23 protein-coding genes are annotated in these 26288 nt (G+C 39.9%); 17 read left to right on the top strand and 6 right to left on the bottom strand.

What is annotated here, in order from left to right:
* The first annotated feature begins 54 nt into the window (after positions 1–54).
* Entirely contained in the window at positions 55–1377 is a 1323-nt protein-coding gene (gene rlmD, locus ACRRSQ_RS03815) for a 23S rRNA (uracil(1939)-C(5))-methyltransferase RlmD (RefSeq protein ID WP_440874379.1), read from the top strand.
* A gap of 136 nt (positions 1378–1513) precedes the next feature.
* Positions 1514–3709 carry a GTP diphosphokinase gene (gene relA / locus ACRRSQ_RS03810; protein WP_440874378.1) on the top strand — a complete coding sequence of 732 codons (2196 nt, stop codon included), beginning with the start codon at positions 1514–1516 and terminating at the stop codon, positions 3707–3709.
* Between the two features lie 87 nt (positions 3710–3796).
* On the opposite strand, the gene ACRRSQ_RS03805 is transcribed toward relA, so the two are convergent.
* Positions 3797–4237, bottom strand: a complete 441-nt coding sequence (locus ACRRSQ_RS03805) for a hypothetical protein (RefSeq protein ID WP_440874377.1) — start codon at positions 4235–4237, stop codon at positions 3797–3799.
* 164 nt (positions 4238–4401) lie between these two features.
* On the opposite strand from ACRRSQ_RS03805, the gene mazG reads away from it, so the two are divergent.
* Positions 4402–5229 carry a nucleoside triphosphate pyrophosphohydrolase gene (gene mazG / locus ACRRSQ_RS03800; RefSeq protein ID WP_440874376.1) on the top strand — a complete coding sequence of 276 codons (828 nt, stop codon included), beginning with the start codon at positions 4402–4404 and terminating at the stop codon, positions 5227–5229.
* A 28-nt stretch (positions 5230–5257) separates the two neighbouring features.
* Here the strand turns inward: mazG and ACRRSQ_RS03795 are convergent, their stop codons facing one another.
* Both ACRRSQ_RS03795 and ACRRSQ_RS03790 read right to left on the bottom strand, forming a co-directional pair.
* Positions 5258–6283, bottom strand: coding sequence for a sensor domain-containing diguanylate cyclase (locus ACRRSQ_RS03795; RefSeq protein ID WP_440874375.1), 1026 nt, complete (start codon positions 6281–6283; stop codon positions 5258–5260).
* Between the two features lie 109 nt (positions 6284–6392).
* Positions 6393–7022 (bottom strand): helix-turn-helix transcriptional regulator, encoded by a 630-nt coding sequence (locus ACRRSQ_RS03790; protein WP_440874374.1) that lies wholly within the window; start codon positions 7020–7022, stop codon positions 6393–6395.
* A 184-nt stretch (positions 7023–7206) separates the two neighbouring features.
* Between ACRRSQ_RS03790 and ACRRSQ_RS03785 the strand changes: the two genes are divergently transcribed.
* Both ACRRSQ_RS03785 and ACRRSQ_RS03780 read left to right on the top strand, forming a co-directional pair.
* A complete protein-coding gene (locus tag ACRRSQ_RS03785) occupies positions 7207–7827 on the top strand; it encodes an NAD(P)H-dependent oxidoreductase (RefSeq protein ID WP_440874373.1) in 621 nt (206 codons plus the stop codon).
* A gap of 48 nt (positions 7828–7875) precedes the next feature.
* Positions 7876–8301 (top strand): VOC family protein, encoded by a 426-nt coding sequence (locus ACRRSQ_RS03780; protein WP_440874372.1) that lies wholly within the window; start codon positions 7876–7878, stop codon positions 8299–8301.
* Positions 8302–8407: 106 nt separating this feature from the next.
* Here ACRRSQ_RS03780 and ACRRSQ_RS03775 read toward each other — a convergent pair whose 3' ends face one another.
* The 3 genes from ACRRSQ_RS03775 to rpsT form a co-directional block, all read right to left on the bottom strand.
* Positions 8408–9136: a YebC/PmpR family DNA-binding transcriptional regulator gene (locus ACRRSQ_RS03775; protein WP_440874371.1), complete on the bottom strand. Its 729-nt coding sequence runs from the start codon at positions 9134–9136 to the stop codon at positions 8408–8410.
* Between the two features lie 247 nt (positions 9137–9383).
* Complete coding sequence (locus tag ACRRSQ_RS03770) at positions 9384–11036, bottom strand: dipeptidyl-peptidase 3 family protein (RefSeq protein WP_440874370.1); 1653 nt, start codon at positions 11034–11036, stop codon at positions 9384–9386.
* 227 nt (positions 11037–11263) lie between these two features.
* Positions 11264–11524: a 30S ribosomal protein S20 gene (gene rpsT, locus ACRRSQ_RS03765; protein WP_440874369.1), complete on the bottom strand. Its 261-nt coding sequence runs from the start codon at positions 11522–11524 to the stop codon at positions 11264–11266.
* Positions 11525–11851: 327 nt separating this feature from the next.
* Between rpsT and murJ the strand changes: the two genes are divergently transcribed.
* The 12 genes from murJ (at position 11852) to ACRRSQ_RS03705 (ending at position 26175) form a co-directional block, all read left to right on the top strand.
* On the top strand, positions 11852–13441 hold the full coding sequence (gene murJ / locus ACRRSQ_RS03760) for a murein biosynthesis integral membrane protein MurJ (RefSeq protein ID WP_440874368.1): 1590 nt from the start codon (positions 11852–11854) through the stop codon (positions 13439–13441).
* 140 nt (positions 13442–13581) lie between these two features.
* Positions 13582–14514, top strand: coding sequence for a bifunctional riboflavin kinase/FAD synthetase (gene ribF / locus ACRRSQ_RS03755; protein WP_440874367.1), 933 nt, complete (start codon positions 13582–13584; stop codon positions 14512–14514).
* A gap of 65 nt (positions 14515–14579) precedes the next feature.
* Entirely contained in the window at positions 14580–17417 is a 2838-nt protein-coding gene (gene ileS, locus ACRRSQ_RS03750) for an isoleucine--tRNA ligase (RefSeq protein WP_440874366.1), read from the top strand.
* Positions 17418–17462: 45 nt separating this feature from the next.
* Positions 17463–17972, top strand: a complete 510-nt coding sequence (lspA, locus tag ACRRSQ_RS03745) for a signal peptidase II (RefSeq protein ID WP_440874365.1) — start codon at positions 17463–17465, stop codon at positions 17970–17972.
* Positions 17973–18016: 44 nt separating this feature from the next.
* Positions 18017–18451 (top strand): FKBP-type peptidyl-prolyl cis-trans isomerase, encoded by a 435-nt coding sequence (fkpB, locus tag ACRRSQ_RS03740; RefSeq protein WP_440874364.1) that lies wholly within the window; start codon positions 18017–18019, stop codon positions 18449–18451.
* Between the two features lie 5 nt (positions 18452–18456).
* Positions 18457–19386 carry a 4-hydroxy-3-methylbut-2-enyl diphosphate reductase gene (ispH, locus tag ACRRSQ_RS03735; RefSeq protein ID WP_440874363.1) on the top strand — a complete coding sequence of 310 codons (930 nt, stop codon included), beginning with the start codon at positions 18457–18459 and terminating at the stop codon, positions 19384–19386.
* Positions 19387–19737: 351 nt separating this feature from the next.
* A complete protein-coding gene (gene pilV / locus ACRRSQ_RS03730; protein WP_440874362.1) occupies positions 19738–20271 on the top strand; it encodes a type IV pilus modification protein PilV in 534 nt (177 codons plus the stop codon).
* A 1-nt stretch (position 20272) separates the two neighbouring features.
* Positions 20273–21286: a PilW family protein gene (locus tag ACRRSQ_RS03725; protein ID WP_440874361.1), complete on the top strand. Its 1014-nt coding sequence runs from the start codon at positions 20273–20275 to the stop codon at positions 21284–21286.
* Positions 21287–21303: 17 nt separating this feature from the next.
* Entirely contained in the window at positions 21304–21792 is a 489-nt protein-coding gene (locus tag ACRRSQ_RS03720; protein ID WP_440874360.1) for a pilus assembly PilX family protein, read from the top strand.
* A 76-nt stretch (positions 21793–21868) separates the two neighbouring features.
* Positions 21869–25417 carry a pilus assembly protein gene (locus ACRRSQ_RS03715; RefSeq protein ID WP_440874359.1) on the top strand — a complete coding sequence of 1183 codons (3549 nt, stop codon included), beginning with the start codon at positions 21869–21871 and terminating at the stop codon, positions 25415–25417.
* Positions 25418–25419: 2 nt separating this feature from the next.
* Positions 25420–25836, top strand: a complete 417-nt coding sequence (locus ACRRSQ_RS03710; protein ID WP_440874358.1) for a type IV pilin protein — start codon at positions 25420–25422, stop codon at positions 25834–25836.
* A 3-nt stretch (positions 25837–25839) separates the two neighbouring features.
* Entirely contained in the window at positions 25840–26175 is a 336-nt protein-coding gene (locus tag ACRRSQ_RS03705; protein ID WP_440874357.1) for a TapY2 family type IVa secretion system protein, read from the top strand.
* Positions 26176–26288 lie beyond the last annotated feature (113 nt).

The following is a 26288-nucleotide window of genomic DNA, read 5'->3' as shown; positions in this document are numbered from 1 at the left end:
GTCACAACCTTGTGGAAATTTATAGCACCAAGCAGACAAATGTAGACTCATTACATGGCAAACTTTTTCAAACCGACTAAAAAAAATCAAAATGCTCAACAACAGCTTGTGATCAAAATAGATAAACTTGACCATAATGGCGTTGGTGTTGGCCGTCATCAAGGTAAGCCTGTCTTTGTAGCAACGAGTTTACCAGGCGAAGTTGTTGAAGCTAAAGTTATTGAAAATAAAAGTAAATATATACGTGCACAGTTGAAAAATGTAAGCCAAAGCAGTGTCGATCGTACTGAACCGGTTTGTCGTCACTTTTATCAATGCGGTGGCTGTGATTTTCAGCATCTCGCTTATGAAAAACAGTTGCAAGTCAAACAAGAAAAAGTGGTTGAATTGTTTGGTCGTCACGGCTTTAACGGGCAATTGCCTTGGCTCGCCCCTATTGTGAGCTCTCCATATCACTACCGAAGAAAAGTAAGAATAGGTGTGCAGTACGATAAAAAAGGCGACGCTATTATTGGCTTTCGCAAGCGAGCGACTAACCAATTGGTCAATATCACCAACTGCGCTATTGTTGAAGCCCCGTATCAAGATGTTTTTGTTACCTTAAAACAAGTGCTGGCTAAGTTAAGTTTGTATAAATCGGTTGGCCATATCGAGCTTATCGTAACCGAGCGATTAACTGTGGTTGTGAGGCAGCTTCAAACGATCACCAACAAAGATAAAAAGGTTTGGCAACAATTTGCTGAGCAGCATCAATGGCAAGTTTATTTAGACGATGGCGAGCAGCTTGTTGCGCTTACTGACATTAAACCGCTTACTTATTCATTAGCTGACGGTAGTGAAATTACCTTTGGTGCACATGACTTTATTCAAGTGAATAACCTCGTGAATCAGCAAATGATCGATACGGCATTACAGTGGTTATCGTTAAAAGGTACTGATATTGTGCTCGATTTATTTTGCGGACTCGGTAATTTTAGTCTGCCAATAGCTAAAAAAGTACATCATGTTGTTGGTGTTGAAGGGGTGCAAGCAATGGTCGAGCGTTCAACAGCTAATGCAAACAACAATCAACTTGATAACTGTCAGTTTTTTCAAGCGGATTTAAATGCAGACTGGCTCGATAATGACTGGGCTAAGTTAGCGTTTACCCATATTGTGTTAGATCCTGCACGAGCTGGTGCATATCAAGCACTTGAACAAATTGTTCAGCTAAAAGTTAATACCTTGTTGTATGTGAGCTGCGATCCACAAACACTGGCACGCGATTGTGAGTTGCTAGTTAGCCAAGGTTATAAGTTAAAAAAAATAATGTTAATGGATATGTTTTCTCAAACGAAACACATTGAAACTATGGTATTGTTCACACGTGATTCATAAAAGTATTCGCTTTTTAAGCAAGCAACTCGTTATTTTTTATTCATAAATTAAAAGTAGTAACACAGCAATAACAGACTAACCATCACAGCTGGTTAATACTTCGGTTTTTTATTGGTTTATTTCAGGGAATGTGCCCATGGTTTCGGTGAGAAAATCACATCAAATGTCGGAAAATAATTTTGAGCAATGGTTAACAACGCTTGATATTAATACCGACAAACAACAGGCATTAGAATCAATTTGGCAACAAGTGCAGCATCATTTCATCGAACATGCACTTTGCCAAGCAAAGTCGCTCGAGATGGTCGAAATTTTAGCGGCACTTAATCTTGATAAAGACTCACTATCTGCAGCTTTCCTTATCCCCTTAGCTGAGTCAGGTTGTCTTTCGTTAGAATTCATCCAAGAGCACTATTCAAAGCAAGTTTATTTGCTTTGCAAAGGTGTAAACCAAATGGAAGCCATAAAAGCACTTGGCCAAAACAGCAAACAAAAAGTGTCAGCGAGCCAAGTAGATAACATTCGCCGCATGTTATTGGCGATGGTTGAAGATGTTCGCGCTGTGGTGATTAAACTTGCCGAGCGTTTGTGTCATTTACGTTTAGTAAAAAATGCCGATGAAGAAACACGGGTATTGGCGGCAAAAGAAACCTCAAATATTTATGCGCCACTAGCCAATAGACTAGGTATAGGCCAATTAAAATGGGAGCTAGAAGATATCGCTTTTCGTTATCTTCACCCTGATACCTATAAAAAAATTGCCAAATTACTTGATGAAAAACGCTTAGATCGCGAGCGTTATATGGTCGATTTTGTTAGCTTTTTAGGTGATGAATTAAAAAAGCTAGGCATTAAAGGCACGGTTTACGGCCGACCAAAACACATTTACAGCATTTGGAAAAAAATGCAGCAAAAGTCGCTTGATTTTGAACAGTTATTTGATGTTAGAGCGGTGCGAATTATTGTGGATGAATTGCAAGACTGCTATAGCGCATTGGGTATAGTGCATACCAATTGGAACCATTTACATAACGAGTTTGACGATTATGTTGCTACACCAAAAGCTAACGGTTACCAGTCAATTCATACCGTAGTTATTGGGCCAGAAGGTAAATCTGTTGAAGTGCAAATTCGTACTCAACAAATGCATGACGATGCCGAATTAGGAGTGGCTGCACATTGGCGTTACAAAGAAGGCAGTGCTAGTGGGAAAACCTCAGGTTTTGACGAAAAAATTAGCTGGTTAAGAAAAATTCTTCAATGGCAGGAAGATGTTAGTGAAAGTGGCGAGCTTATTGACGAGTTACGCAGTCAAGTGTTTGAAGACCGTATTTACGTTTTCACGCCAAATGGAGATGTGATTGATTTACCTGCCGGCGCAACGCCATTAGATTTTGCTTATTATATTCACTCTAATGTCGGTCACTGCTGTATTGGCGCCAAGGTATTTGGGCGAATTGTACCTTTTACACATCAATTGCAAACTGGCGATCAAGTGGAAGTGTTAACCAGTAAAAACCCTAATCCAAGCAGAGACTGGTTAAACCCTAATTTAGACTATATTCATACGCCGCGCGCCCGGGCAAAGGTTCAGCACTTTTTTAGATTACTCGATCGCGATAAACATATTGCTTTAGGTAAAGAGCAACTCGACAATGAATTAAGCAAGTTGTCATTATCATCAGTGAATCTAGAGGAAGTGACTAAACGTTTTAATATGGTCCATATCGACGATTTATATGCTGCACTTGGCTCAGGTAATGCTCGTTTACAGCAAGTGGTGAACTTTCTTCAACAACAAGAAGACAAAAGCAAACCTGTGGAAGAGATAGATCCACAAAGCCTTGTTAAACAACCTTCACTTGATAAAAAATCGTCGGTAGATAGCAATGGTATTATGGTCTCAGGTGTTGGTAACTTACTTACGCATATGGCTAAGTGTTGCCAGCCAGTACCCGGTGATGATATTTCAGGTTTTATTACCCAAGGGCGTGGTATTTCTGTACATAGAGTCGACTGTGAGCAATTGGTACATTTACTCAATCAACAACCCGAACGACTAGTGGAAGTTGAATGGGGCACTGCTCATAAAAAAACTTACCAAGCCAGTTTGCAAATTTTGGCTAATGATCGCCAAGGGTTATTTAGAGATATTTCAACATTAATTGCCAATGAACGGGTAAGTATAGTGGGTATTGAAAGCCATTCAGACCACGCTAAACAAACCATGATAATGTCGATAAAGGTCGAGATACCGTCAAGCGAAATGCTGGCTAGATTACAAGCAAAATTATTGCAATTGAATGATATTATTGAAGTAAATCGTATGTAGTTAAAAAAGTAACAACCATTAGTGAGTCGTAATTATCTACCTGATTTAACAAACAAACAAACTAGGTAGATAATAATGGGTTATTGGTTATTTAATATCCTTAGGATGATAACCAATAACGTGGTTACTTCGTTGAATTAAGCTATTAAATTCTTCACGAATCGCTTTTGCTTTTTCTTCACCTTCTCTTTTATTAAATGCCTTCATCCATTTTATTCCATCTTCAGACATTTCCCATTCCATCGAAGAATAGCCATTTTTTAAATTCCATGCTGTAACCATATCCCATTCACCGCTTTGAAGCCTTACGATATAAGGTACTTGAGTTCCAGCTTCTTTTGATGCAGGGAAGTAATGCTCTCTAATTATTTCCATTGCTCGGTCTGATTTTCCAGCTTTGAAATCTGTGTAAGATATAGAAAGAAAATCCACATTTTCCAACTTTTTGGGTTTGAGGTCTTCGGCGTTAGCCATAATAGAAGAGCTTGCGAACATTAGAGATAAACTGACGATAATACCTTTTTTCATAATAGTTCCTTGTACTTCTTATTGGTTGGTTGATTTGTGTACAGCCAGAACAAAGCTAGTCGTAAAAACTGGCAAAATCAATTAATGACGATTTTTAAATTTAAAGATACCGTGTAATATGTCGATTCACATTGATTGCCTGCTCTAGTAAGTGTTAGTGAATAATGACGTTAAATGATAAACCATCAATAGAAAAACTCCGTTGGATCATGTCTCAATTGCGAGACCCTAAAACCGGTTGCCCGTGGGATATTAAGCAAAATTTTGCTTCTATTGTGCCGCACACGCTTGAAGAGGCTTACGAAGTAGCAGACGCAATTGAACAAGGTGACTTTGCCGAACTAGAAAAAGAATTAGGCGACTTACTTTTCCAAGTAATTTTTTATAGTCAATTAGGAAGCGAAGAAAAGCGCTTTGACTTTGATTCGGTGGTCGCCGCTATTTGTGAAAAGCTTATTCGTCGTCACCCTCATGTATTTTCAGATGCAAATTTACTCTCTGATGAAGCAATAAAAGCGAATTGGGAAAATGAAAAAGCAAAAGAGCGACTACAAAAAAGTCAGCAAAATGATCAGACAGCAATTTCGCAACAGCCATTAAGTATATTAGCGGATATTCCTAAAAATTTACCGGCACTTTCACAAGCAAATAAAATCCAAAAACGCTGCGCACATGTTGGGTTTGATTGGCATAATGTTGACGATGTTTTTGCCAAAATAGAAGAAGAAGTGCAAGAGGTGAAAGCTGAACTACACAGCGACCCACAAGCGTTAGCTGAAGAGCTTGGTGATTTAATGTTTGCTGTGGTGAATTTATGTCGACACAGTAAACAAGACCCAGAAGCTTTGCTAAGAAAAGCGAATCAAAAGTTTAGCAAACGGTTCAAAGCTGTTGAAAGCCAAGTGCATCTGTCGGGCAAAGCGTTTGAACAGCACGATTTAGACGAGTTAGAAAATTATTGGCAAAATGTCAAAGCGGGTGAACGTAAATAAGTGAACTGAGCTTATGGTTCAAAGGTGTTTAAGTTTCACTAACAACTTTATTTCGACCTTGCTGTTTTGCCGAAAAAAGTAAGGTGTCAGCTCGATGAAATAACGAGGCGACATTATCGTTATCTTGATATTGCGTTACCCCAAAGCTGCACGTAATTGGTATATCGGTTTTGAATGCCATATTTGCGATTAATTGCCTGAGTTTTTCACACGCCTGAAAAGCACTGTGGCTGGAAAGTTCAGGGTAAATAATAACAAACTCGTCACCGCCCCAGCGGGCAATAAGGTCTAGTTCTCTGACATTATCGTTAAGTAATTGACTCACTCTACATAGCAACTCGTCGCCGACTTTATGGCCAAAACTGTCATTAATTTTTTTGAAGTAATCAATATCTAACACGGCAACAGAAAGGGCTTGTTTGTAACGTTTAGCGCGGGCAATCTCTTTCGATAACTCTGTTTCAAATAGACTTCTATTAGCAACTTTAGTGAGTAAGTCGGTATTTGAAATAGCTTCAATTTCAGCAATTTTTTGTTCGAGTTGTGCGTTTTTTTGTTGTAGTTCATCTGCTTTTTTCTTAATGATTTTCTCTAGCGTATCATTGCCTTCTTTAAGCAGTTTATTTTGCTGAACCATTACTTGTTGGACGATTTTTTGCTGTTGAATATTTTGGTGTGCACCTATCATACGCGCAACACTGCCATCGCTATTATGAGCGATAATTTTGCCGCGATCGACGATCCAAATATATGAACCGTCGGATTTTTTACAACGGTATTCACATTCATATTTGTCGGTTTTGCCACTAATATATTGTTCAAAATGAGCCATGACGGCTGAATAGTCGTCAGGGTGAATAATATTCTCCCACGTAAATACGTCTTCACGTAATTCGCCGACGTCATAGCCCAACATATGATACCAACCGGGGCTTCGAGTTACTTGACCAGTATTGGCATTCCAATCCCAAATACCTTCAACAATCAGCGCTAATATACTGTTTAAAGTCATATCAGCGTCATTGAGGTTTAGGTGTTGATAGGTTTTGTGCATTTGTCTAAAATTCTCTTGATAAATTAGAAAGCAAGCTAATTGGTAACTCTCTTTTATTAACTATATTTTATCTAAGCAAGAATACCAGTGTTAATTTATTCATTTTAGTCTAAGTCTTTGCTATAAAACGATATGCACAGCGTCTAGCGCCTTCAATAATGTGCTCTTCACGGCTGACATCAGCAATGTCTGTAAACAGTTCTTGAAACAGCTGTAATTCAGAGCGGCAAAAGTTTTGACACTGGCTTGCAGCTGCGCAAATAGGGCAATGATTTTCAAATAACCACCAATCATGTTGGCTATCTTCGATGGCTTCTACACTTGCCATATAGCCTTCTTGGCTGCGTATTTTAGCTAAAGCATTGAGTTTCTCGGCTAAGCTAGTCTTGCTATTTAACTGCTGCTGATAACTGGTTTTAGTTGCTTGTTCACGATGGCTAATCAGTTGCTCTAAGCCTTGGTCGCCAAAAATGCTTTTTACGGAGTCAATCAGTTGAATGGTTAACTCTTCATGGCGATCATCAAACTTGCTGTTCGCTTTTTCGGTTAACGACCAATAGCGCGTTGGTCGCCCGCGTGTTGCCTTTTTATCTTCAAAAGCAATAACACCATCAGCCTCCATGGCAAGCATGTGTTGCCTTATTCCCATCGTTGTTAAATCAAGTGCTTGCGCTAGCGACTTAGCGGTTTGTGGACCTTGCTTTTTTAACAGGTTAACTATTTTGTCGTGTGTTTTCATTTATGCCTCCAAGGTTATTATCGCGCAAATAAATATTATGTAAATAAATTTATTTACTATTTAGCTTTACTTTAATAAGTAAATAAATTAATTTATAAAACATTAAGTAAATAAAAATATTTATTAAATAAGAAATAATAAAAAACAAAAATAGAGATAAGGCTAAACAAAAGGAAACCTAACCATGAATTTATTAATAGTGAGCGGTAGTCAACGAGAACATTCTCAAAGCGCCAAGGTGGCAGCGTATTTAAAAAGGCATTCAGCACAATTTGCCTCAGCTGAACACATCGAGTTGTGCCAACATGATTTACCCTATTGGGACGGCGAAAGTCAGTCTAAGCAAGCCGCCGGTAGCGCGTGGCCTTTGCTGCAGAAAAAAGTGCAAAAAGCGGATGCATTGGTATTAATTACTCCGGAATGGGGCGGTATGGTAACCCCTGTTTTAAAGAATTTTTTGTTGATGTGTGAAGCGCAAGATACTGCTCATAAACCAGCATTATTAGTCTCAGTAGTTAGTGGCATTAGCGGCGCATATCCGATTGCTGAGCTGAGAATGAATTCGCTAAAGAACAATAAAATTGTCGCATTACCGGATCATTTAATTATTCGAGAGGTAGAGTCAGTGTTAAATCATCAGGCCTCATCAGGTGAAAACATTCAGCGCCGAGATAGCAACTTAAGGGAACGTATTGGCTACTCAGTGCACATGCTACATCAGTACGCACAAGCGCTGCTGCAGGTGCGACGTAATCATCTTCATGCCCCTTATCCAAAGCAGCAAGAATATTCTTACGGCATGTAAGGCAATTTAAATTTAAACACATACACTTAATGGGACAGGAGAGTAACGATGATACATTTAGAGCATATAAATTTAGTGGTAAGTGATATTAACAAAAGCTTAGCTTTTTATCAGGCAGCGTTTCCACATTGGCAGGTGCGTGGCGGTGGAGAAGGGCAATGGTATGGTAAACCTAGAAACTGGCTGCACTTTGGTGACGACTACAACTACATTGCCTTTAATGATGATGGTGTTGGCGAAAATCGTGACTTAACTGGGCATCAAGTTGGCTTAGCACATTTTGCTTTTGTAACTGACAATATCGATGCGGTTATAGAGCGACTAGCACACGCGGGCTTTGAAATTGCCAAAGATGGCGCCGAAGATGAATATCGAAAAAATATATATTTTATCGACCCTGCTGGCTACGAGGTCGAGTTTGTGCAATACCTAACCGACATGCCAAATAAACGAAATCGATATGATCTTGATTAATCTAATAGTAGGTCGCGCATTTTACGGGCAATAAAAAAGAGTGACATCAGCGATGAAGTCACTCTTTAGTTAAGCTACAGCGTAGATGACTTAATGAGTCACTTGCTTATGCCGATGGTAATTCTGCGTTATGATAAACGTTTTGTACGTCGTCACAATCTTCTAACATCATTAAGAATTTTTCGAAGTTGGCAATGTCGTCTTCTTCGGTAATTTCTGTGTAGGTTTGTGGCACCCACGTGATCTCTTCAACTTCTAAGTTGTACTCAGGCATTGACTCAGCAAATTCAGTTTTGATTTTGAAAAACTCAGTATGCGGTGCGTACACGGTAATAATGCCATCTTCTAATTCAACGTCGGTTACGTCGATATCGGCCATCATTAAGTTTTCTAATACTTCTTCGTCGTTTTCGCCTTTAAAAGCAAAAACCGCTTGATGATCAAACATGTGTGAAACCGTGCCTGATGAACCAATTTTTGAATAGGTTTTAGTAAAGCATTGGCGCACATCTTTAATGGTGCGGTTATTGTTGTCAGTTAAGCAGTCAATAATTACCATGCAGTTACCCGGACCAAAACCTTCGTATCGGGCTTCAGCGTAATCTTCGCCGCCAGTGCCTTTGGCTTTTTCAATGGCTTTGTCAATGACGTGAGTAGGTACTTGGTCTTTTTTCGCTTTTTCAATTAAACGGCGTAAAGCTAGGTTGCTGTCAGGGTCGGTGCTACCATTTTTAGCACAAACGTAAATTTCTTTACCGTACTTAGAATAAACTTTGGTTTTTTGGCCCGCGGTTTTTGCCATCGACAATTTACGGTTTTGGTAAGCTCTGCCCATCTTAAATAATTCTCTTCGTGTTCTAAAATTAAATTAGCTAGATTCTACCAGTGTCAGGTGAACTATTTCTAGTATCATTCTGTGCTTTGTTGGAATTATTTAACTTACGTCAAGCATTGCTATGCGGTTTTAGATGAAATTTGAGGTATGCAAAGAGAAATGGAAGTGATTTTAGCTGGGCGGATGAAAAATAAGGCGACTCAAAATGCTTGAAATCGCCTTACTTAGAGTTAGGTCTAGGTAACTATTATAAACCTAATACTTTCTTACCTTGTTTGAAGGTAATATCGACCGGAATTTTAGCACTTTCAAGTTTAGCTAAATCTTGTGCTAATTCTTGTTTGATAATGCCAGAGGTATTAACTAACGTATCAACACCTTGATAGTCGCCGTTACCTTGTAAGGTTAAAATTAACTCAGACAATGAATCGATTGCTTGAGTCATTTTTTCCATATTCACTTGATACAAACCACTCTCGTTACGGGTAAATGCACCTTTTTCTTGGAAATAGTTAAAACGTACCATATTGGCTTTACCGTGTGCTGAACTTGCGCCAAAACGTACTGAACGGAATATTCCAGCTAAGAAAGTAGTGTAGTAGTCTTCTAGCTTACCTTCAGTGATCACACCTTTATCAAGAAGCTGACGAACCATATACAAGCCTAATATATCGGCTTTACCTTCTTCTAATGCTGAGGCGTGCTCTTTTAACGCTTCACGCACTGTGCCTTTGTTGTTGATGGTGTTTTTAATACCTAAACCATGGGCCACTTCGTGGAACATAGTATTGGCAAAAAATCCGTTGAAGGTGACAAATTTTCTTTGTTCTTCAACAATTAATGTTTCCGCAATTGGCGTCATAATCGCATCAAACTTGGCGCGCATAGCATTTTTAAGCTGTAAGCGACGTGTTCCTTTTTTAAGTTGCACTTCTTCATCGTTTGGCAAGTTAATGGCGATGGTTTTGCCACCTGCGTTAGAGTGACCCGCATAATAGATAACATCGTAAGCATTTAAGTCCGCGTCAGAGCCGGGCACTTCTTTTTTGTACTTTCGACTCACTGGCAGTTCTTTTTGAAGTTCAGGTAGGTAAGCTGCGTATTTGGCCAGCTTTTCGCTCCACGCTAAATCTTTCACTAAGACATAAGCTTCAAAGGCTGCGCGGTAACCAAATAATTGATCTTCATAAGTTTCAATTGGGCCAATAACGACGTCAATTGGGTTGTTTTTCATATCCATCCACGCAAAGTCTGACGCTTGATAATCGTCGCTACGTAGTGCTTCTGCGCGCATGGTTAAGTAGTTAGCAAACTCTTTATCTTGTGCAAATGTGCTGGCTTTTTCTAAAATGGCCGCGGCGCGATTAATTTCATCGGCGTAAGCTTCAGAATAAGGTAGTGCAAAAAGTTGCCCTTCATCGTTGCGTCTTACTAAAGAATATAAACCTTGTTTATCCGCAAATGATGCTTGTTCAAATTCTTCTTTAGTCATGTCACTTGGGTAAAACTCAGCGCCATGTGATTTAATTGAATTATTGCTTAAAAATGGTGCGTCACCGGCAAGTCTGTCCCAAGGGCCATAATTAATGGCGGCAAACTGACGTACTTTTTCATCATCAATACTGGCTAAAAATTGCGCTTTGTCTTGAGAAAAGGCTTGTTGCCAAAATAAGTCATCCATGATCTCAGCCGCTTCAATAAGCAATGAGAGCATTTTTTTCTGATCATCTGAAAAATGGCTCAGATCAGTATTTAACGTGATGGTTTTATAAATATCTAAACGTTCTTGATATTTAGGTAGCAATTGTTGCTCAGGTGAATGGGATGTGGAGTCTTTGTCTGAGCATGCGCTTAGGCTGCACGCGAGAAGTACAAAAGATGCAATTTTAGCCAGTTTCATTGTGTTTTTCCGAATAATAATTATCGGTTAGAGGTTAACAAAAAAACTATGAAGAGCAAGGCAATTAAACAAAATGAAACATAAAATAGAATATTTCTACTGCGATTACTACATAGCTATAATTTTGGCTAATTGTTCAAAGATTGAAAAGGAGCAGTCGCGATTGATGTTAAATTTTAGGCAAAAAAAAACTGACCGAAGCCAGTTTTTTAAATTTTAAAACAAAATTAAAGCGCTTTGATAGCAGCGTTTAAACGACTTTTGCTACGAGCAGCTTTATTTTTGTGGATAAGACCTTTACTTGCGTAACGATCTAGAATCGGTGTAGCAGCAGCTAGTTCATTAGTTGCTGTTTCTTTGTCACCGGCTTCAATAGCAGCGAGTACTTTTTTTACTAAAGTGCGCATCATTGAACGACGACTTGCATTATGTTGGCGACGCTTTTCAGATTGACCTGCGCGCTTCTTAGCTTGCTTTGAGTTAGCCAAGGTGAACTCCTAAAAAATTAATAAATATAGCCTAAATTTAAGGCGACGAAATATGCCTGTTTTTCCAGTGATTGTCAAATGTTTTAACGGTTAAATTAATAACAAAAATGAAAAAACGCGTTTTGGCAATAAATTGGGAAATTTTTTCGACGCGCAATGTTACCAGTTATAGGAAAATATTCTATCTCTTTATTAACTCTTTTGTATTTATCTCGTTTAAAGTCGTTATTCTATGGTTTATCTAAAAGACATACCTTGATAATATCTAGCGCATAATCACAAGGTTACTTGTTCCCGCATCAAAATACACAATGATATAGGTCTCTTTTGAGTAAAAAATTAATTAAGTCAGGACTGATTGTCAGCTTCATGACTTTAGTTTCGCGGGTGCTCGGCTTAGTTCGAGATGTGGTCATTGCCAACATTATGGGGGCAGGGGCGAGCGCTGACGTTTTTTTCTTTGCCAATAAAATTCCTAATTTTTTCCGTCGATTATTTGCCGAAGGTGCTTTTGCGCAAGCCTTTGTACCGGTGTTAAGTGAATACCATACAAAAGATGAAGCTAACGGTACAAACGAGACTAAAAAACTCATTGCGCAAGTCTCAGGCACGTTAGGGGTTATTATCACCTTAGTGACCTTATTTGGCATGGTCGCCTCTCCACTATTTGTCATGCTATTTGGTTTTGGCTGGTTTATTGACTGGCTAAACGATGGCCCAGCCGGTGCTAAATTTGACTTAGCTGCTACCTTGCTGAAAATTACTTTCCCGTATTTATGGTTTATTAGCTTTACCGCGCTTGCAGGTGCCGTGCTCAATACACTTGGGCGTTTTGCGGTAGCGGCGTTTACGCCCGTGCTACTTAACGTGTGTATTATTGGCATGGCGATTTATGCGGCGCCTATGTTCGAAACGCCTGCTTTTGCCCTAGCATGGGGCGTGTTCCTTGGCGGTTTAGTACAGTTTTTATTTCAAATTCCGTTTTTATATCGCGCGGGTGTTTTGGTGCGTCCTACATGGGCGTGGCATGCTCCTGGTGTGGTTAAAATTCGAAAATTAATTGTGCCTGCGCTTTTTGGCGTATCGGTAACACAAATTAATTTATTGCTTGATACCCTAATTGCGAGCTTTTTGATCACCGGCTCCATTAGTTGGTTATATTATGCCGATCGCCTACTCGAGTTTCCGCTTGGTTTGTTTGGTATCGGTATCGCCACGGTTATTCTGCCAAGTCTTTCGAAGTTGCATACCAAAAAAAATACGGCAGAATTTGCCGATACCATAGATTGGGGCATTAAAGTGATTTGCTTTTTTGGCTTACCCGCACTTGCCGGATTAATGGTGCTCGCACAGCCTATTATTATGGTGCTGTTCATGCGCGGTGAATTTACCCAAAGTGAGGTGATTCAAGTATCATACGCTTTGTTTGCTTACCTTTCGGGCTTAATCAGTTTTATGTTTATTAAGGTATTAGCGCCAGCGTATTATGCCCGCCAAGACACCAAAACTCCGGTAAAAATTGCTATTAAGGCCATGGTGACTAATATGGGCTTCAATTTAATGTTTGCTCCACTATTAAGCCTTTACGGTATTGGCTATGTTGGCTTAGCGATAGCAACAACCCTTTCGGCTACGTTGAATGCTTTTTGGCTTTATCAAGGCTTAAAGCAAGCTCAAATATTTCAGCTAACCGGCAGCACGATAGCCTTTCTTGTTAAATTAGCAATAGCGGCGTTAGCGATGGCAGTCGTGGTATATCTTATTTCACCTAACTTTGACCTTTGGTTGTTAATGTCGTTTGGTGACAAGGTCTTGCAGCTTATTTTTTGTATTTCTGCGGGCATGCTTTGTTACTTTGCGATGGCATTTTTATTTGGGATCCGAATTAAAAACTTTAAAGTGACCACAGCAGGGTAAATATAATTGCATCAAATTACGTTCAGGTGCTGATTCTTAGAACAGACTGATATATAATTCGTCGCTTTTAACCTCGCCGAATTCTTAGCAAATCGCTAAGTAATTAAAAAGGGTAACGCTTGTTAGGGTTTTGCAGCTAAATGCAGTTAGTACGCGGTATACATAATATTAAAGCAACTGATCATGGTTGCGTGTTAACTATTGGTAATTTTGATGGTGTGCATTTAGGGCATCGACAAGTTATTTCAGCGTTAGTTAAAAAAGCAAAAGCGCTGAATACTGTTGCAGCAGTGATGGTGTTTGAACCGCAGCCGCAAGAGCTTTTTGCACCGCAAACAGCACCGGCAAGGTTAACTCGATTACGAGATAAATATAAACTATTGCAAGAGCTTGGCGTTCAACGCTTAATTTGTGTTAACTTTGACCATAAATTTGCTCAGCAAAGTGCGCAGTATTTTATTGAGCATTTATTGGTTGAACGCTTAGGTATTGAGCAGCTGATTGTTGGCGACGATTTTCACTTTGGTAAAAATCGCTTGGGTAACTTTGAGATGCTAAAACAAGCGGGCGAAAAATTTGGTTTTGCCGTTGATGATACGGCGAGCTTTAAAGTGGCTGATTGTCGAATTAGCAGTACTGAAATTCGCCAAGCATTAGAAGAAGATGATTTAGCGCTAGCGCAGAGTATGCTTGGTAGAGCTTATTCAATTATTGGTAAGGTTTTTCATGGCGACAAACGCGGTCGTCAGTTGGGCTTTCCTACAGCGAATGTACGTTTAAAACGATGCGTATCGCCAATATCAGGCGTATATGTTGTCAAAGTTGCTACCCAAAGTGGCGACTATTATGGCGTTGCCAATGTTGGCTCTAGACCAACCGTTGCCGGCATACGGCAGCAGCTTGAAGTACATATTTTTGAATTTGTCGGTGATTTATACGGGCAAATGATTGAAGTGACCTTGTTGAACAAACTTCGCAACGAAATGAAGTTTGCCTCACTTGACGCTTTAACAGCACAAATAACAGAAGATAGTGCGCAAGCTAAGCGCTATTTAGAGAATTTAAACAAATAATCAATGAAATTAGCCTTTGTTCATAATACGAGGTTAATGGTTTTTAATAACGGATAACGATTTAAATGAGTGATTACAAACATACCTTAAATTTGCCTGCGACATCTTTTCCGATGAAAGGAAACATGGCAAACCGTGAACCTCAAATGCTAAAAAGCTGGGCTGAAAAAGACTTGTATGGTCAAATTCGTGCTGCTAAAAAAGGTAAAAAATCATTTATTTTGCACGACGGACCTCCGTACGCTAATGGCAATATTCATTTAGGTCATGCCGTTAATAAAATTTTAAAAGACGTGATTGTTAAAGCGAAAACGTTATCAGACTTTAACTCTCCGTATGTGCCAGGCTGGGATTGCCATGGTCTACCGATTGAATTAATGGTTGAGAAAAAAGTGGGTAAGCCAGGTCATAAAGTGACTGCGGCGCAATTTCGTCAAAAATGTCGTGAATATGCCATTAAGCAAGTTAACGGTCAGCGTGAAGACTTCAAACGCTTAGGTGTTTTTGCTGATTGGGAAAAACCATACTTAACGATGGATTTTGATACCGAAGCTAACATTATCCGTTCACTGGGTAAAATTGCTGAAAACGGACATTTACAGCAAGGTTTTAAACCTGTGCACTGGTGTACAGATTGTGGTTCAGCGTTAGCAGAAGCTGAAGTTGAATATAAAGACAAGCAATCTCCGGCGATTGATGTTGCTTTTAAATTAACAGATAGCAGCGTAGCGGATAAATTTTCACATCCTGAAAATCATTCAGGAGAAGGTGATATCTCAGTTGTTATCTGGACGACAACACCTTGGACTTTACCGGCAAACCGCGCAGTTTCAGTTCACCCGGATGTTGAATATACCTTAGTGCAATGTGAAAGCGAGCAAGGTAAACAACGCTTAATTTTAGCATCTGATTTAGTCAGTGCCTGTATGGACCGCTTTGGTATCAGCCAATACCATGCACTCGGTTTCTGCAAAGGTAGTGACCTAGAGTTAGTGCAAGCTAAACACCCATTTTATGATTTTAATGTACCAATTATCTGTGGTGACCACGTAACAACTGACTCAGGTACTGGCTGTGTTCACACCGCACCTGGACATGGTGTAGACGATTTTGTGGTTGGTAAAAAATACGACTTAGAAGTGGCTAACCCAGTTGGTGCAAACGGTGTGTATTTAGAAGATACGCCATTATTAGCAGGGCAACATGTTTTTAAAGCCAACGCGAGTGTTGTTGAGCTATTAAAAGAACATGGCGCTTTGTTGCATCATCATGCGTTTGAACATTCTTACCCACATTGCTGGCGCCATAAAACGCCAATTATTTTCCGTGCAACACCGCAATGGTTTATCAGCATGGATAAAAAAGCATTACGTGAAGCGTCACTTAATGAAATTAAGCATACTCAGTGGATCCCTGATTGGGGACAAAGCCGCATTGAGTCAATGGTTGAAGGGCGTCCAGACTGGTGTATTTCACGTCAACGTACCTGGGGCGTACCGATTGCATTATTTATTCATAAAGATACCGGTGCATTGCACCCGCGTAGCATTGAGTTAATTGAAGAAGTTGCTAAGCGTGTTGAAAAAGAAGGTATTCAAGCTTGGTTTGATTTAGAAGCGCAAGAACTTATTGGCGATGACGCGGCTGAATTTATTAAAGTACCTGATACCTTAGATGTTTGGTTTGACTCAGGTACCACTCACGCGTCAGTCATTGGTGCTCGTGAAGAGTTTGATGATATCGCCGATCTTTATTTAGAAGGCTCTGATCAACACCGTGGTTGGTTTATGTCATCGATGATGTCATCTGTTGCGATGACAGGTAAAGCGCCATATCGTCAAGTGCTTACGCACGGTTTTACGGTTGATGTTAATGGTCACAAAATGTCGAAGTCTTTAGGTAATGTCATTACACCATCAGAAATTACCAACAAATTAGGCGCAGATATTTTACGTTTATGGGTTGCATCAGTTAACTATACCCAAGAAATTACTGTATCAACTGAAATTTTCAACCGTCAGGCAGACGCTTATCGTCGTATTCGCAATACATCACGTTTCTTGTTAGCCAATATCAATGGCTTTGATCCAAAAACAGATTCAGTTGCTTTTGATGATATGGTGGCACTTGATCGCTGGGCGGTTGATAAAGCTGCACAGCTACAAGATGAAATTATTGCGGCATACGATGAATACGAATTTCACGTCGTTGTGCACAAGTTAATGAATTTCTGTACGACTGAACTGGGTGGTTTTTATTTAGATATCATTAAAGATCGTCAATACACCGCCAAAGGTGACAGTCATGCACGTCGCTCATGTCAAACGGCCATGTATTTAATTGCAGAAGCTATGACGCGTTGGATGGCGCCAATTTTATCATTCACTGCTCAAGAAATCTGGCAAGCATTACCAAGTGTAAACGGCCAAGAGCGTGATGAATTTGTTTTTACTGACGTATGGTTTGAAGGTTTAGAAAAATCTTCACAAGATACTGAGTTAAATAACGACTACTGGACAGAGTTACTACAAGTACGTACAGAAGTTAATAAAGCACTTGAATTAGCTCGTAAAGATAAAGTGGTCGGTAAAGCGTTAGAAGCGTCGGTAACCTTATACACAGATCAAGCATTAGCTGACAAGTTGAACTTATTAGGCGATGAGCTTCGTTTTGTATTAATTACCTCAGGTGCAACCGTTAATGTTGTTGAGCAAGCGCCAGAAAGCGCTTCGGCAACTGAGTTGGATAACTTGTGGATCAGCGTTGCACAATCAACAGGAACTAAGTGTGAACGTTGTTGGCATTACACCGACGATGTTGGTCAAAGTGACGAGCACCCAGATTTATGTGGTCGCTGTATCACCAATATTGACGGAAATGGTGAAGTTAGACAGTTTGCATAAACTGTCGCTTTTCGTAATTGCTAGCAAAGAAGTTTAAGTAGTTTAATGAATAAAATGTTTACAGAAACCGGTTTGCGTTGGTTATGGCTTACCGTGATATTTTTAGTGTTAGATCAAATCACTAAACAATGGGTGGCAAACAGCTTCAATTTATACGAGTCTGTTGAGTTACTACCTTTTTTTAGCCTGACCTACGTGCATAATTTAGGTGCTGCGTTTAGCTTTTTAGCGGATCAAGGCGGATGGCAACGTTGGTTCTTTACCGCCATTGCTGCAATAGCCAGTGTTATTTTTGTGGTTTGGTTAGCTAAAACACCAAAATCAAATGTACTGTTAGGTATTGCATTTTCGTTAATGTTAAGCGGCGCATTAGGTAACCTTATTGACCGTGTGTTATTTGGTTACGTGATTGATTTTATCGACTTCCACTGGGCAGGCTCTCATTACCCTGCGTTCAACATCGCCGACTCTGCCATTTTTGTGGGTGCGGCGTTGATGATTTGGGAGTCGTTTACCAATAACGATGAAAACAGCGAAAATAGCAAAAACAGTTAAAATACAGCTTAATTTAAAATTTTGAAAAAAACTTTGGGATCACCATGACGGAAGTAGTAAAACAAGACTCAAGTATTATTGCACACATTACCATGAAACTAGCCGACGGCTCGGCAGCAGATAGTACTAAAGTAAATAATAAACCTGCTCAAATTAATATGGGTGATCAAAGCGTTTCTCCAGCGTTTGAACAAGAGTTGCTGGGCTTAAAAGCTGGTGATAGCAAAGAATTTACCTTACCAGCTGCTGATGCATTTGGTGAGTCGAATCCAGACAATATTCATTATATGGATATCTCAAAGTTTAGCGAAGATGCACCCGCCAAAGTGGGCAACATTATCACTTTTACGCAACCTGGTGGCGTTGAATTACCGGGAATGATCAAAGAAGTATCCGGTAGTTCAGTAACGATAGATTTTAATCATCCGCTTGCTGGGCAAGAAGTAACTTTTTCTATTGATATTGTGGAAGTTAAGTAGACTTTATGGAAATTATATTAGCAAACCCTCGTGGCTTTTGTGCCGGTGTTGACCGTGCCATTAGCATAGTTGATCGTGCATTAGACTTATTTGGCGCACCTATTTATGTTCGCCATGAAGTTGTGCATAACAAATTTGTGGTTAACGGATTAAAAGATCGCGGTGCTGTTTTTGTTGATGAACTTGATGAAGTGCCAGATGATAATACGGTAATTTTCAGTGCCCATGGTGTTTCTAAAGCGGTGAGAAATGAAGCCAAAACACGCGGCCTAAAAGTATTTGATGCAACTTGCCCGTTAGTTACCAAAGTGCATATGGAAGTATCACGTGCAAGCCGTCGTAATACTGAATGTATTTTAATTGGTCATGCCGGACACCCTGAAGTTGAAGGCACCATGGGGCAATATGAAAGCGAACTTGGTGGCATTTACTTAATTGAGTCTGTAGATGATGTGGCTAGTTTAACGGTTAAAAACGCCGATGAGCTTTATTTTTGCAGCCAAACAACCTTATCTGTTGATGATACCAGTGATGTTATCGATGCTTTGCAAAAAAAATACCCATTAATTGAAGGGCCGCGTAAAGACGATATTTGTTATGCGACGCAAAACCGTCAAGACGCAGTGCGTGCAATTGCCAGTCAAGTAGAGTTATTTTTAGTTGTTGGTGCTAAAAACAGTTCAAACTCAAATCGCTTACGCGAGCTGTCTGAAAAAATTGGCACAACATCTTACTTAATCGATACGGCTGACGATATCGACCCAACTTGGTTAGACAACGTCAATAAAGTGGGAGTTACTGCTGGCGCTTCTGCACCTGCAGTATTGGTTAAACAAGTAATCGAAAAACTGAAAAGCTTGGGTGGCCAAGAAGTTAACGAGTTTTCGGGTCGTGAAGAAAATATAGTATTTGCGGTACCCGCCGAATTGCGCTAGCCTTAAAGTAGATTAAAAGATAAGCGCTAGTAGTTATTTGTTACTAGTGCTTGGTGTACTTTGTAATAAAATGAGTAGTAACTTTAAGTAGTTAATGGAAGGTGCTGCACATTATATGGATATTAAGGTATGGGTTAATGCTGTTCACAAAGGTGATTTTTAACACATATAATACTTTTCTACAGGTATTTTGCGTTTGCAAAATATACCTGCATGTCATTTCAGGCAGAAATTCTTTTCTTTTTTTTATTCAAGCTCTATTATTTCAAGCGCAACTTATTCTTTTCTTAAAGAAAAGCATTGGCTTAAACGCAAGAATAGCTAATGTTAGTAATGTAAGGGAGCTTGTTAATGAAGCGTAAACAATCAGGTATGACTTTTATTGAAGTACTCGTTGCTTTATTTATTATAGTAACAGGTATTTTAGGTGCGGTTGCCATGCAAGCCTCTGCCAAAAAAGGCAGCTTTGATGCCATGCAGCGCTCATTAGCGTCAGGCTTAGCTCAAGATATTGTTGAACGAATTCGAAATAATAGTAATGCTAATATTGCGTTATATACTGCTCAAAGCCCTTATGGTTCAGGAAAAATTGACGCCGAGCCTACCTGCGATTCTGCCGCTAACCTTTGTACACCTGCGCAAATGGTCACTCATGACTTATATGGTTGGGAGCAATCATTAATGGGCGCTGGTGCAAAGTCAGGTGAAACAAATACCGGTGGCTTAGTTGGTGCCGAAGGTTGTATTTCAGCAGCGAATAATGCCATTACTGTGGTCATTAGCTGGCAAGGTAAGGACAAAATAAGGGATGCTAAAAAATCTGAAGATTGTGGCACCTCAGGTCGTCAGCGACGTCAAATAGTGGTGGAGGCATTTGTTTATTAAAATGAAGACTCCTAAACGTGTAACTACATCAATTAAAGGTCAATCGGGTTTTAGCTTGATCGAAATATTTGTCGCACTCGCAATTGGTTTAGTGTTATTTGCTGGCGTGTTAAGTATTTTTGTTGGTATGCGTACGACCACAACAGAAACCTCAGCCTATGGCGAATTACAAGAAAATGGTCGGTTTGCACTCAGCATTTTATCTGATGACTTACTACGACAAAATTTTTGGGGTGACTATACCGGCACGCTCGATTTTTCCAGTATGCAACCTGTACCTGCTGCACCTGCCGGAGAATGCGCAGGCGACGGTATCAACAATGGCACATTTCCGTTAGCGACAGGGCACTTTAGAACCCTTTGGGGGGAAACGGTAACCAATGCGTCGATTATGTCAGGGTGTCGTGATGACGCTAAAGTTGGCTCAGATATTTTGCAATTAAAGCGTGTTATGTCTAGCCCTTTAGTTGATGGCTTTGGCGACCCAATAACCGTAGGACCTGCAGGCGCTTATTATTTAGTGACCAACATTAATAACGGTACAATTTTTTCGGCCGGTGCAGTACCTGATATTGATAACGGCCGGGTGTGGCGTTACTTACATCATATTTATTATGTGAGGGAAGAGTCGCAAGGTGACAACGTGGTGCCTGTATTAATGCAGGGGCAACTAACGAACCAACTGACGTTCTCGCCATTGATAGATGGCATTGAAATGATCAAATTTATGTATGGGGTAGATACCGACATTGACCCAACTGATCCCGGTTACGGAATAGTTAATGCTTATATCTCAGCAGATAACATGACTCAAGCGTTATGGAATGATGCCAATAGTCGTATTTTGTCAGTAAAAATTTATGTGCTAGCACGTAGCGTATTACCCGATAGCAAGTACACTAATACTAAGACTTACCAATTAGGTGATACCGAAGTGGAGTTTAATGACAATTATCGTCGATTACTTTTTAGCTCTACAGTCACTTTATATAACGCGGGGATAGATACATGGTAATAAGGAATAATCCTCAAATGCGAAAAAATGTACAACTATTATTGCCGAAAAAACAGCAGGGCGTGGTGTTAATTGTCTCGTTAGTTTTTTTAATTGCACTTACCGGCGTTGCTGCGGCGCTAATGCAAAATACGACTACTGATATGAAAATGTCGGGGGCGAGTGAAGAAAAAATGGTCGCAACACAAGAAGCGATCAGCGCGGTTGATGAGGTGATATTTAATCAAGTTGCACCAGGCGCAACCAATACGTTTGCTCAGCCTATTGTCAACTTTCCAGTTGATGCTGGTTTATTGCCAGGCACTAAAACAAGTTCGACGGCAAGTGTTGATATTATAAATAATCAATATGGTTTAGAAGCTGATTGCCCCCACTCTCGATTAGCTTCTTCTACGCAAGTATTTACTTGTAACGTATTAAGCGTGCAAGTAAATCGAAATTATGGCCGTAAAAAGAACAGTACGGTCAATGTGAATTCAGGTATAGCTCAACAATTATTGCGTTAACGTTTCAAAGTGTTAGTTGTGCAATAGTTGCTTGTTTTTGAAAATTAAAAGCAATGCCTGTTTTGGGGATTTTACAATGAAAAAAATGATACTCGCATGCTTGTTGCTAGTTGCTTCAAATACTTCTTTTAGTGAAGATATTGAGCTCTATATTAGCGAAAGTGTTAAACAAGCTAAAACACGTCCACAAGTGCTAATTATCTTTGATAATTCTGGCAGTATGAGTACAACCGAATCGGTTAAAGCCTCATACGACCCAACGATTACTTACCCCGCGGTTGGTGGCCTAAATTCACTATCAGATAAATTTATTTATTTTACTAAAGGTGGTGTTGATGGTGCGTCGACGCCTGTGCCTGACAGTCCAAGTGAATCTCGTCGATTTTTAGATGATATTAATAGTTGTCAAACGGCAAGAGATATACTTGATGAATTTGGCTATTATACTGGGCAAATTCGAGAATATGACTTTCAGGGTAACTCGGGGCGTTGGATTGAAATTCCAGATAATAACGGCGCAAATATTGATGTCATTGATTGTGAAGATGACGTTTTAGCAAAAGATAATCGTAATGCTGGTGTATTAGATAATAATGGTGATGCTATCGCGTTAGATCCCGGTTACCCAGTAGATGGTGAAGGTAACAAACAAAACCCACAATACCATGCTGCTGATATTAACGATGCAAATGTTGAATGGTCTGGTCCTCGGGTAACCTTGTATACAGATAATTATCTTCGTTGGCATCATAACGCAGAAATCGCCAATGAAATTAAAAGTCGCCTTGAAATCGCTCAAGAAAGTGTCTCTAACTTGGTAAATTCAGCGCCGTTTGTTGATTTTGGTTTACAGGTGTTTAATTACAACGATGGTGATGGCGATAGTGATAGCAATGGTGGTCGAATTGTTTTTGGTATTCAAGAGTCGACACCTGCCTCGAAAACAACATTATTAGACCTTATTAATGACGATTTAGATCCAGAAACTTGGACGCCATTATGTGAAACCTTATACGAAGCATCTCGCTACTTTGCCGGTAAAGGCGTTGATTTTGGCGATGATGATAAAAGTGGTAATGGCTACACGGCTAATACGCCATCGCGTGATACTTCAATTGAAGAAAGTAAAGTTTATAAGTCACCATTTACCTCCTGTAGCGATAAAGCTTATGTGATTTTAATTACCGATGGTGAACCAACATTTGATCGCGGAGCAGATTCAAAAATTCTTGCCATACCTGAGTCTGGCCAAGATGCAATGGGAACCCCTTTTAATTTAAACGGTACGGATAATTACCTAGCGGCGCTGGCTGGCTGGATGAACAATAACGATGTAAATACCAGTTTAGATGGTAAACAAACCGTAACCACCTTTACCATCGGCTTTGCGCTTGAAGATGATGAAGATGAAGATACAGACACCGCCGAGCCTTTATTAATCGCAGCAGCTGAGCAAGGTGGGGGTAAATACTTCCCCGCTGATGATACCGCAACGTTAACCGCTGCGCTTATCAACGTACTTGAAAGTTTAGAACCAAGTAACGATAGCTTAACTTCTGCATCAGTTGCGGCAAATAACTTTGACCGAACTGAAACATTAAACTCGGTTTATTATGCAATGTTTCAACCTGGCCTTGGCCCACGTTGGCAGGGTAACTTAAAAAAATACAAGGTTATTGGCGGAGTCCAACAAGGTAAAAATGGCAATGCAGCCATTGAAGAGTCGTCAGGACACTTCTCAGAAGACGTTACTAGTTATTGGTCAAGTTCTAAAGATGGTAATAAGGTCGCCGAAGGTGGCGTAGCCGATATGCTGCGTAAAGCGGATAGTCGAACCTTATACAGTGATATTGGTGGCGCACAAGGGGCAACATTAAAAGATTTCACTTTAGACGAGTTAGTTAGTGGTAGTAATGTGTTCGGCTCTTTAGCTGCACTAGCAACTGAATTAGATGTTTTAGAAGAAGATGTTGCTGAACATATTCAATGGGCGCAAGGTCTAGATGTGGATGATGAAAATGATAATGGTGATAAAACGGATATGCGTTACGATGTATTTGGCGATCCATTACATTCAAAACCTTTAGTGATTAACTATGGCGATAAAATTCACATAATGATCGGCACGAATGCTGGCGCACTTCATATGTTTAAAGACAATGATGATACTGTGAGTGAAAGTTGGGCATTTATGCCACGTGAGTTTTTATCAGACATTAAAAGTTTACGAGATAACTTTACAACGGCGGATAAAGTCTACGGTGTTGATGGCCGGATAACCTCACATATTCGTGACCTTAATGGCGATGGCATCGTCAATGGTAGTGATACTGTCTGGGTCTTTTTTGGTCTTCGCCGCGGTGGAACGTCATATTATGCAATGGATGTGACTAACCCTGAAAGTCCAAGCTTGATGTGGCATATTGACGCATCTACGTCAGGCTTTTCTGATTTAGGTCAGTCTTGGTCGCAGCCTAAAATTGGCTATTCAAAGTTTAATGTCTCCGGTGACACAGCAAAACCTGTGGTGTTTTTTGGTGGTGGTTACGACATCAATAAAGACAATTCAGGGCCAGGTGATGAAGACAGTGTTGGCAGAGCTATCTATATGGTAGACGCAGAAACAGGTGCGTTAAAATGGAACATGGCGAAAACTAATGCCAGTACTACCTTTGACGGTACTGACAGTATTCCTTCTGCAATTTCAACCTTAGATAGTGATGGTGATGGCTTAGTTGATAGGTTATATACCGGTGATACTGGTGGTAATTTATGGCGTGTTGATATGCCAGATGACAAAGCAGCTAATGTGTCAGTATTTAAGTTGGCAAATTTAGGTGGCGATACTAATGCTACCGATCGTCGTTTTTTTAGCGAAGCGTCAGTTGTTCGCACCTTTATTTCAGAAACAATTAAAACCACAACAGTTGACAGCCAAGGTGTTGAATCTGAAGTGGTGGTTAAACAAGATAAACCTTACGATGCTATATTACTTGGCAGTGGCGACAGGTCAAATCCACTAGGTGAAGATACTCAAGATATTTTCTTTATGATAAAAGATGAAAATATTAAAACACAAACTTACACAGCCGAGGCAGAGCCTAAAACTCCAACCGCTATCACAATTAGTGATTTATACGACTATACTAACGACCCATTTGGCAGTGTCAGTGATGAAGGGCGTCAAGCGCTTGAATTAGCGGTTAGTGAAAAGTCTGGTTGGTATATTGACCTAACGCAGTCCGGCGAGAAAAGTACAGAAACTGCTATTGTTATTAATAACATAGTCTACTTCACTGCTTTTACTCCACCGGAGTTGGGTGTTGACGTTGAAGGTTGTGAGCTGCCAAATGGTAAAGCTTGGTTGTATGCAGTTGACCTAGCATTAGGTACGGCTAAATATAATTGGGCCGCAGAAGACTCTAAAAACCGAGATGATCGCATTGCCTATATTAGTGAGCAATTTTTGGGTGCACCAACTTTGATTGTTATTCCTGAAGATGATGGTGATGATGAAACCATCGATGAAGGCGTTGGTAATTTAATTGTTGGCCGGAAAATTATCCCGGTTGGTTTTACCTTGCAAACAATGCGCACTTACTTATATGTGACTGAGGAACAATAATAATGCAAATAAACCGATTAGTTAGCAAAGGCTTTACTTTAATAGAGCTGTTGATCACTGTCGCTGTTATTGGCATCTTGGCCAGTGTCGCTTATCCATCATATGTTGAGTTTATTAGTGGTTCCAATCGGCTTGAAGCGCAAAGAGAGCTTTTACGTTTAGCTAATTTGCAAGAGCAATACTTTGTCGACAACCGTGAATATACTGCCAATATGCAACGTTTAGGTATGTCTGCCGACCCGTACATAACAGAGTCGGGATATTATTCGATAGCTGGTACTACGTCATCAGGGGCAACACAGTTTACCTTAACCGCCACGGCAACAGGTAGCCAAGCAACAAACGACCCAGATTGCACCACATTAACGATTGATGAGGTCGGCTCGAAAGGTGGTGAGTCAACCACATGTTGGGAGTAAAATATGAAAATGATTTTTAAATGGTGCCTTATTTTTAGCTTAGTTTCGTTTAACGCAGCCGCAATGGCCAAGCAATCAACGAATGCCGCTAACAACGACAACCAAAAGGTTTCAGTAAAGTGTTATGTTGAATTAGTTGGCGGTGGTGAAACAATTAGCTTTTGGAAGATTAAGTCGAAAAATGTCAGTCAGCTAAAAACAGCAATTGTTGGTCAAAAAGTACATGTGGCAGGGAAAAAGCAAAAAGCACAGATTTACAATGGGATTGAATGTGTCTTAGTCGAGAAAGAATTTAGTAATGCTCGTGCTAAAGCATTAGATAAAGCAACGCCACGCTAACGAGCATATTTATTAATAACACCGCATTGTCAGCATGAAAAATTGACTATTATTGAAAGTGGTAACTTGTCTTTAGTAAGCGCAAGTTGCCACTTTTTGTATTTTTGGGCAAA

This window comes from Thalassotalea sp. PLHSN55 (genome assembly GCF_052030545.1).
GTDB lineage: Bacteria > Pseudomonadota > Gammaproteobacteria > Enterobacterales > Alteromonadaceae > CANMXU01.
Note: the sequence above shows the minus strand (reverse complement) of the source record. Positions and strands in the feature narration are given on the sequence as shown.

Coding starts and splice junctions, on each gene's coding strand:
- ACRRSQ_RS03795 (WP_440874375.1), bottom strand. CDS start 6,283: ATGCACAAAACCTATCAACACCTAAACCTCAATGACGCTGATATGACT.
- ACRRSQ_RS03805 (WP_440874377.1), bottom strand. CDS start 4,237: ATGAAAAAAGGTATTATCGTCAGTTTATCTCTAATGTTCGCAAGCTCT.
- ACRRSQ_RS03720 (WP_440874360.1), top strand. CDS start 21,304: ATGCGAAAAAATGTACAACTATTATTGCCGAAAAAACAGCAGGGCGTG.
- ACRRSQ_RS03710 (WP_440874358.1), top strand. CDS start 25,420: ATGCAAATAAACCGATTAGTTAGCAAAGGCTTTACTTTAATAGAGCTG.
- ribF (WP_440874367.1), top strand. CDS start 13,582: ATGCAGTTAGTACGCGGTATACATAATATTAAAGCAACTGATCATGGT.
- lspA (WP_440874365.1), top strand. CDS start 17,463: ATGAATAAAATGTTTACAGAAACCGGTTTGCGTTGGTTATGGCTTACC.
- ACRRSQ_RS03705 (WP_440874357.1), top strand. CDS start 25,840: ATGAAAATGATTTTTAAATGGTGCCTTATTTTTAGCTTAGTTTCGTTT.
- ispH (WP_440874363.1), top strand. CDS start 18,457: ATGGAAATTATATTAGCAAACCCTCGTGGCTTTTGTGCCGGTGTTGAC.
- ACRRSQ_RS03780 (WP_440874372.1), top strand. CDS start 7,876: ATGATACATTTAGAGCATATAAATTTAGTGGTAAGTGATATTAACAAA.
- ACRRSQ_RS03775 (WP_440874371.1), bottom strand. CDS start 9,136: ATGGGCAGAGCTTACCAAAACCGTAAATTGTCGATGGCAAAAACCGCG.
- fkpB (WP_440874364.1), top strand. CDS start 18,017: ATGACGGAAGTAGTAAAACAAGACTCAAGTATTATTGCACACATTACC.
- pilV (WP_440874362.1), top strand. CDS start 19,738: ATGAAGCGTAAACAATCAGGTATGACTTTTATTGAAGTACTCGTTGCT.
- ileS (WP_440874366.1), top strand. CDS start 14,580: ATGAGTGATTACAAACATACCTTAAATTTGCCTGCGACATCTTTTCCG.
- rlmD (WP_440874379.1), top strand. CDS start 55: ATGGCAAACTTTTTCAAACCGACTAAAAAAAATCAAAATGCTCAACAA.
- relA (WP_440874378.1), top strand. CDS start 1,514: ATGGTTTCGGTGAGAAAATCACATCAAATGTCGGAAAATAATTTTGAG.
- ACRRSQ_RS03790 (WP_440874374.1), bottom strand. CDS start 7,022: ATGAAAACACACGACAAAATAGTTAACCTGTTAAAAAAGCAAGGTCCA.
- ACRRSQ_RS03715 (WP_440874359.1), top strand. CDS start 21,869: ATGAAAAAAATGATACTCGCATGCTTGTTGCTAGTTGCTTCAAATACT.
- ACRRSQ_RS03785 (WP_440874373.1), top strand. CDS start 7,207: ATGAATTTATTAATAGTGAGCGGTAGTCAACGAGAACATTCTCAAAGC.
- mazG (WP_440874376.1), top strand. CDS start 4,402: ATGACGTTAAATGATAAACCATCAATAGAAAAACTCCGTTGGATCATG.
- ACRRSQ_RS03770 (WP_440874370.1), bottom strand. CDS start 11,036: ATGAAACTGGCTAAAATTGCATCTTTTGTACTTCTCGCGTGCAGCCTA.
- ACRRSQ_RS03725 (WP_440874361.1), top strand. CDS start 20,273: ATGAAGACTCCTAAACGTGTAACTACATCAATTAAAGGTCAATCGGGT.